Here is a 7,700-nt window from a genome sequence, read left to right on the forward strand (position 1 = left end):
CCGGCGGTGGCGGGCTCCGGGGCGGGTGCTGCGGGTGGCCGCCGTGGGTCCGCTGATCTTCGTCGGGCTGTTCCTGTTCGCCTCGCCGACCGGGCCGGTGGTGCTGCCCCGGGGCGACGGCGGCGCGGCCGGTACGGCGATCGGTGACCTGCACCCGCCGGTGGTCATGCTGGTGCTGGACGAGTTGCCCCTGGTCTCGCTGCTCGACGCGGACGGCGGCATCGACGCGGCCCGGTACCCGCACTTCGCCGAACTGGCCGCCGGCTCCACCTGGTACCGCAACTCGACCGGGGTCAGCGGCTGGACGCCGTACGCGCTGCCGGCCATGTTGACCGGCCGCTACCCGGCCCAGCCGTACGCGCCGCACTACTCGCACTACCCGGACAACCTCTTCACCGCCTTCGGTGGGCTGTACGACATCCGGGCCGAGGAGAGCATCACCCGGCTCTGCCCGCCCAGCCGCTGCGAGCAGCCGGTCACCCCGGAGCAGGGGATCGGGGTGCTGGTCCGGGAGACCGGAAGGCTGGCGCGGCAGATCACCGCGCCGCACGAGAGCCGGATCGACCCGGAGGACTCGTACCGGGAGCGCACCGCCGAGGAGGCGGGCATCGACGCCGCCGAGCCGGTGCCGAGCGACCCGAAGTTCCGCTGGGACAGCCTCAACGTCAACCAGCCGGCCCGCTTTACCAGCTTCCTGAACGGCCTGACCCCGTCGAACCGGCCCACGCTGCACTTCCTGCACCTGCTGATGCCGCACAGCCCGTGGGCGTACCTGCCCTCGGGTGCCCGGTACGAGGCGCCCGAGGACTTTCCGTACGAGGGACGGGGCTGGGTGGACCTGGCCCGGCAGCGGCACCTGGCACAGCTCGGCTACACCGACCGACTGATCGGCGAGACCATCCGCACGCTGCGCGCCAGCGGACTGTGGGACCGGGCGCTGGTGGTGGTCACCGCCGACCACGGCGTCAGCTTCACCGAGGGGGTGCAGGGCCGGGGCGAGGACGCCATCCGGGCCGCCCCCGAACAGGTGGCCTGGGTGCCCACCTTCGTCCGGACGCCGGGGCAGCGCACCGGGCGGGTGGACGACCGCAACTGGGAACACGTCGACCTGCTGCCGACCATCGCCGACGAGGCGGCCATCCGGCTGCCGTGGCGGGTCGAGGGCCGCTCGGCCCGGCAGGCGCCGCGTACCGATCCGGGCAAGGTCTTCTACGACCGGCCGTCGCAGCCCATGCCGATCCGGGGCGGTGTACCCGCCGCGATGCCGTCGCCGCCACCGCACCCGCTGGTCGGCACCACCGTGGGTGACGCGCCGCCCGGCGGCACCGCCGTCGTCGGCGGGCAGGACGCCTTCCGCGCCGTCGACCCGGACGACGGGCGGCTGCCGGGGATGGTCTGGGGCACGGTGCCCGACCGGGTCGCCGACGGTACCTCGCTGGCGGTGGCGGTCAACGGTGTCGTCGGGGCCGTGGTGCCGGTGGTCTCCCCGGATCCGGGTGGTCGCCGCTTCGCCGCGCTGCTCGCCGACGACCGGCTGTTCCACCCCGGCGCCAACCGGCTCGACCTGTACCTCGTCGACGCCGCCGGTGACCTGCGCCGGCTCGCCGTCACCTGACGCCGGCACGTCCGCGCGCGGCCCGCCGTCACCCCCCGAGGGGCACGTGACTGAGCGCTCGGACAGTTACGTACCCGTCGCGTACCGACACTCTTCGTGGTTTCTTTGTGCCTGTATGCCCCTGCTCGTCGGGGTTTCCCAGCGCCCTGGTCGGGAATCGGGTGACGCATACCTCACCGCCGAACCACGGCAGGCGGTGTCGCCGCAACCGCAATTACGGTAGAAGCGAAGGCAATTCAACGTAGATCTGCCGGCGAAGCGAGGAACCACATGACGGAAGTCAAGCTCGATCACCCCGGCGGGCAGCTGTCGATGCCGGTGCATTCCGCGGTCGAGGGCCCCGGCGGGGTCGGCGTGGGCAAGCTGCTGAAGGAAACCGGGATGACGACCTACGATCCCGGTTTCGTCAATACCGCCGCCTGTTCGTCCGCGATCACCTATATCGACGGCGATGCAGGCATCCTGCGCTACCGTGGCTACCCCATCGAGCAGTTGGCCGAGAAGAGCTCCTTCCTGGAGGTCTCCTACCTCCTGATCTACGGTGAGCTGCCCTCCACCGAGCAGCTCACCGAGTTCACCGAACGGATCCGGCGGCACTCGCTGCTGCACGAGGAGATGCGTCGGTTCTTCGACGGGTTCCCCCGGGACGCGCACCCGATGGCCGTGCTCTCCTCGGCCGTCAGCGCCATCTCCACCTTCTACCAGGACAGTCTGGACCCGTTCGACGCCGAGCACGTGGAGATGTCCACGGTCCGGCTGATGGCGAAGGTGCCCACCATCGCCTCGTACGCCTACAAGAAGTCGATCGGGCAGCCGCTGCTGTACCCGGACAACTCGCTGGGCTACGTGGAGAACTTCCTGCGGATGACGTTCGGCGTGCCGGCGGAGCCGTACGAGGTCGACCCGGTGATGGCCCGCGTGCTGGACATGCTGTTCATCCTGCACGCCGACCACGAGCAGAACTGCTCCACGTCGACCGTGCGGCTGGTCGGCTCCAGCAACGCCAACCTCTTCGCCTCGGTCTCGGCCGGCGTGAACGCGCTGTTCGGCCCGCTGCACGGCGGTGCCAACCAGGCGGTGCTGGAGATGCTGGAGCGGATCCAGGCCGAGGGCGGTGACGTGCAGTCCTTCGTCCGCAAGGTCAAGGACAAGCAGGACGGCGTCAAGCTGATGGGCTTCGGCCACCGGGTCTACAAGAACTACGACCCGCGTGCCGCGATCGTCAAGAACGCGGCGCAGGACGTGCTCGGCCGGATGGCCAAGCCGGACCCGCTGCTGGACATCGCCATGCAGTTGGAGGAGATCGCGCTCGCCGACGACTTCTTCGTCGACCGCCGGCTCTACCCGAACGTGGACTTCTACACCGGGCTCATCTACAAGGCGATGGGCTTCCCGACCAAGATGTTCACGGTGCTGTTCGCCCTGGGTCGGCTGCCGGGCTGGATCGCGCAGTGGCGCGAGATGATCAACGACCCGGAGACCAAGATCGGCCGTCCTCGGCAGGTCTACACCGGTTCCGCCGAGCGGGACTACCTCCCCTTCGAGAAGCGCTGACCCCGCAAGGAAGGGCCCCTTACTCACGCCTCGTGTAGAGCAAGGGTCCCTTCCTCACAGCGACACGACGGCCGCCGTCCCCGGTTCACGGGGGTCGGCGGCCGTCGTGCGTCCGCGAGGAGGGGGTTGGCCCCACGGACGGTCAGTGCGCCGGGTGGCCGTCGTCGTCCTCGCCGGCCGTGGTCGGCAGCGAGCCGAGGACCCGGTTGATGACGTGGATCCGGGTGCCGGCGGCCTGGTAGTCGGCACAGACGGTCTGTGCCTCGTCGCCGAACCGGGCGGCCTCGCCCTGTCCGGTGACGGTGAGTTCGGTGTCGGCGAGGGTGCGTACGCTGCCGGCGGTGACCAGTTGGGAGACCGACATCGGCCCGGTCACCACGTGCTCGCGCAGCAGTGTGCGCAGGTCGTCGACATCGTGCAGCAGCAACTCGTCGAGGTTGGTGCGGGAGAACTTCGCCGAGAAGGCGTCGTCGGTGGGGGCCAGCACGGTCACGCCGGCCAGTTCGCCGCCCAGACCGGTGGCCCGGACCGCCGCCTCGAAGGTGGTCAGCACGGGAATCCACTGGAGGGCCTGGTCGGCGGGCTGGCCGACCAGCGAGCCCGGGTTACCCGGTTCGGTGCCCGCCGGCAGTTGCTCGCAGAGCGGGCCGGTCACCGCGACGGCGACCGGCGTACCGGTGTCCGCCGCGTCGGTGGCGCGATCCTCGCCGCCGGTGCAGCCCGCGACCGCGAGCAGCGTGGCCAGGGCCGCACCGGCGACCGGGACCGCGCGCCGTCGGGCCCGTCGCGGGTCCGTCGTCGAGGGCCTGAGGGTGTCGGTCACGGTGGTCTCCCCTTGTGTCGGGCGGGTGGTGGGTACCGGCAGGCCGGGCGCGGATCCGGCCTGCCGGTACGTCGGTCGGTCGAGGTTCAGCAGGTCACAGGCGTGCGCACTGGCTGGACTTCGGACCGCTCACCGAGTTGACGACCTCCAGGTTGACCGGCGCGGCGGTGTTGCCGGAGCAGGACAGCGGGCCGTTCACGGTGTTGCCGGCGACCAGCGGAGCGTCACCGGTGTTGTTGACCACGTTGACCGGGCCGTTGGTGCGGTTGCCGACCAGGACCACCGGGCCCCGGACGCCGGTGGCGTTCACCGGACCGTGCACGGTGCTGGCGGTCAGCACGAAACCGGCCGCACCACTGGCGTCCACCGGCCCGTTGATCGAGCTGCCGTTGACGATCAGCGCGGCGCCCGGCTGGACCTTGATCGGACCACGGATGGTGGCGTCGGCGAGGCACGTCACCCCGGAGACGGTCAGCGGGCCGTTGCGGGTACCGGTCACCGTGGCGGCGATCCGCTCGCCCACGACCAGGCCCTCCACGGCCTGCTCGTCGAGGAGCAGCGGCACCAGACCCCGCTCCGGCTGGGACAGCGGCACGACGTACCCGTCGGCGACCTTGATCACCTTCCAGCCGTGTGCGGCGAGCCGCTGGGCCACGGTGGTCTGTCGACCGGCGGGACCGTCGGTGCGGGCACCGTTGTACTGCGCCTCGGTGAGCTTGTACGCGCACGGCGCCTGCTCCAGGATCCGCGCCGGCGTGGGGGCGTCGACCGGCGGCGGGGTGTCACCCGGGTGCGGGGCGGGGTGCGCCTCGATCGGACGGGAGCCGCGGAAGACGATCCGGCCGGTGTTCGCCGACTGGAACCTGATCGCCTCGGCCCGGGCGCTGCTGAGGTTGGTGGCGCTGGCCTGGTGGTAGGCGAGGAACTGGGTGAACGTCCACAGCGCCGAGTAGGTCTTGCGGCGCCGGTTGTTGGCCGTGTTGGTCTCGTCCGGCCGGGTCGGGCCGCCGGAGCTGCGCAGCTCCAGCAGGGAGTTGACCACGTTCTTCAGACCCAGGGTGTTCCGCAGGATGGTCTCCTCACCCAGGCCGACGTTGGCCCCGGTGCACCCGTACGGGCAGGCCCACCAGCCGTCCTTGGCGCCCTGGGTGTACATGTGACCCTCGATCATGTTCTGCGACTCGTCGAAGATCCCCTGCGCCACGTTGGCGTGCCGCGGCGGCAGCATCGGCAGGTCACCGGTGTTGGCGTTGCCGTACTCGTGGCCGTCGTAGCTGGCGATCGGGCGGTAGTCGCGGATCATCTCCACGAAGGTCTGCGTCTCCGGCTGGCGGATCAGCGAGTAGTCCCGGTTCAGGTCCTGGCCGGTGGAGTTGCCCCGGCTGTTGGCGGCCCGACCGTCGCCGTTGATCGTCGGCAGGATCAGCATGGTGGTCTTCGACAGCCGGTCGAGGGTGGCCGGGTCGTCGGTGAAGGCCAGCTGGCGGGCCATGATGAAGCACGCCTCACGGTCGCCCGGCTCGTTGCCGTGCACGTTGCAGTTGAGCAGCAGCGGGTTCGTCGCGGCCACGGCCTCCGGGGTCGCCGGCGGGGTGGGGTAGCCGATGACGAACATGTTGATCGGCCGGTTGTTGATGGTGCGGCCGAGCTCCACGACGCGGACCCGCTCGCTCAGCTCGTCGACGGCCGCCGTGTAGGCGTACTCGTTGACGTCGCTGGTGTACTGCGCGCCGAGGGTGTTCTCCCACTGCGTACGCAGGTTCTGGCCGGGGACGTTCGGGTCGCCCCAGTGCGCCGTGGTGGTGCCGCTGACGGCCGCCGAGTACGGCTGCGCCTCGGTGCCGAGGCGGGCGCGTACCCGCCACTGGAACCGGTTGCCCGGCACGAAGCCGGCGTCGGCGAAGGTGGGCTCGGAGTTGTTGATCTGACGGTTCGGTCGCCAGACACCGACGATCACACCGTTCCCGGAGGGGGTCCCGTCCTCCGCGAGGGCGGTGCGCTCGATCTGGTAGTCGGTGGCGCCGTCGACGTGGGTCCAGGCCAGCGTGGCGTACCCGTCGCCCTGGACGACCGTCAGGCCCTGGACCTGGTTCGGTTCCGCCTGCGCCAGCGCGGTGGGCAGCTGGCCGAGGGCCGGGGCGGGCTGGGCGGTCGCCGCGAGCACGGCGACGAGAAGTGTGGAGAAGACACCGGCCGTTGTCCGTCTGTATCTCAAGGGGGGTTCTCCAAACAGGAGGGAGGGCTGGATACCGACAGCACACCCTCAGCGGGCCGACTGCGGGGCCGCGAGCAGGGATTCTTGAGGATGCCTTGAGGTTCGGCCGGCCTCGGCCCTGAGTCGATGCTCAGCCGGACCGGAGGCGATAACCGACCCCGCGTACGGTTTCGACCAGCCCGGCGTCGTCGAGCTTGGCGCGCAGCGCGGCCACGTGGACGTCGAGGTTGTGCCGGGTCGCCCAGGTGGTCTGCCAGACCTCCAACTGCAAGCGGTCCCGGGGCACCACGGTGCCCGGCTGCCGGGCCAGCGCCAGCAGCAGGTCGAACTCCTTGCGGGAGAGGCCGACCTCCCGGTCGGAGACCCAGACCCGTCGGGCGTCCACGTCGATCCGCAGCGTGTCGACCTGCACCAGGGTCGCCGGCCGGGCGGTACGCGTCGTCCGCCGCATCACCGCCTCGATCCGGGCCTGCAACTCGACCATCGAGAAGGGCTTCACCACGTAGTCGTCCGCCCCGGCCCGCAGCCCGGCCACCCGGTCGTGCTCCTCGACGCGCGCCGTCACGGCGATGATGGCGACCTCCTCGTTGTGCTGGCGGATCCGCCGGCACACCTCCAGGCCGTCGCGGTCCGGCAGGTTCATGTCGAGCAGGATGAGGTCCACCGGCTCCGCCTCGACCGCCTCGGCGGCCGTCAGCGCCTGCACGACCTCGTGCCCCCGGCGCCGCAGCGCTGCGGAGAGGCCCGCCGACACGCGGAGGTCGTCTTCCACCAGGAGCACCCGCACGCACACCCTCCTCGACCTCGCGGAGGCCGCAGCCTTCCCGAATTCTTGCGAGTCTGTCGGATGTGAAGCAGCGGTGACCAGTGCAGATACAAGATCGTAACGACAGAATCATCTGGCCGAACGGGTCTGGCCGCCTCGGATCCGACCTCGGCGGGCCCGCCCGACGGCAGGGCCACGGACGCCGCTCCGGCACGACCCGCACCGGGACAGGCCGCACCGGGGCCTCACTGTCGGTAGCCCACCCCGGTGTCCGCCGTTTCCCCTGCGGCCCCTTTGCTCTGCTTCAACCCACGCATCGGTAACCCTCCGCAGTGGACGCGCCGTCGCCGTGGTGGCACCGTCGTCGGATCGGTGCAGCTCAGGTGCTATTGCGTGGGTTGAAGCAGAGCAAAGGCGGGGAGGTGGACAACTGGTGGCGGCCGGGCACCGTCACGCTCGGCGACGCTTACGCAACGCCACCACGCTGGTGGTAAGCGACCGTCCCGGCACCGTTCGCCCCGGCACGCGAACGAGCCAGTGCCGACCGGGTGGGTCGACACTGGCTCGTCGAGGGGCAACGCCGTGTGGCGCGAGCGCTGTGGGGGTGGGGTGTGGGTCAGCGCAGGCCGGCGGCGGCCAGCAGGTTGCCCTCCGGGACCACCGGGCGCGACCGGCCGTGCGCCATGAGCTGCGCGGCGCGCTCGGCGGCCACGTTCGGGGCCTGGGC

General features: G+C 71.0%; 5 protein-coding genes. 2 read left to right on the forward strand and 3 right to left on the reverse strand.

The window, feature by feature from the left end:
* Together EYA84_RS21905 and EYA84_RS21910 are read left to right on the forward strand one after the other, a co-directional pair.
* Nucleotides 1–1,615, forward strand: a 1,615-nt coding sequence (locus EYA84_RS21905; RefSeq protein ID WP_131054921.1) for a sulfatase-like hydrolase/transferase, incomplete at its 5' end; no start/stop codon positions are given.
* A gap of 270 nt (nt 1,616–1,885) precedes the next feature.
* Nucleotides 1,886–3,169, forward strand: a complete 1,284-nt coding sequence (locus EYA84_RS21910; RefSeq protein ID WP_131054922.1) for a citrate synthase — start codon at nt 1,886–1,888, stop codon at nt 3,167–3,169.
* Between the two features lie 142 nt (nt 3,170–3,311).
* On the opposite strand, the gene EYA84_RS21915 is transcribed toward EYA84_RS21910, so the two are convergent.
* The 3 genes from EYA84_RS21915 to EYA84_RS21925 all read right to left on the reverse strand — a co-directional run bounded on the left by EYA84_RS21915 (nt 3,312) and on the right by EYA84_RS21925 (nt 6,994).
* The gene (locus tag EYA84_RS21915) at nt 3,312–3,992 is read right to left on the reverse strand and encodes a fasciclin domain-containing protein (RefSeq protein WP_161595012.1); all 681 of its coding nucleotides are present in this window, start codon (nt 3,990–3,992) and stop codon (nt 3,312–3,314) included.
* Nucleotides 3,993–4,086: 94 nt separating this feature from the next.
* A complete protein-coding gene (locus EYA84_RS21920; RefSeq protein WP_236145897.1) occupies nt 4,087–6,207 on the reverse strand; it encodes a M14 family zinc carboxypeptidase in 2,121 nt (706 codons plus the stop codon).
* Nucleotides 6,208–6,337: 130 nt separating this feature from the next.
* Complete coding sequence (locus EYA84_RS21925; RefSeq protein ID WP_131054924.1) at nt 6,338–6,994, reverse strand: response regulator transcription factor; 657 nt, start codon at nt 6,992–6,994, stop codon at nt 6,338–6,340.
* Nucleotides 6,995–7,700: the final 706 nt, after the last annotated feature.

Origin of the sequence: Verrucosispora sp. SN26_14.1 (genome assembly GCF_004307965.1) — a bacterium.
In the GTDB taxonomy this organism is placed as follows: domain Bacteria; phylum Actinomycetota; class Actinomycetes; order Mycobacteriales; family Micromonosporaceae; genus Micromonospora.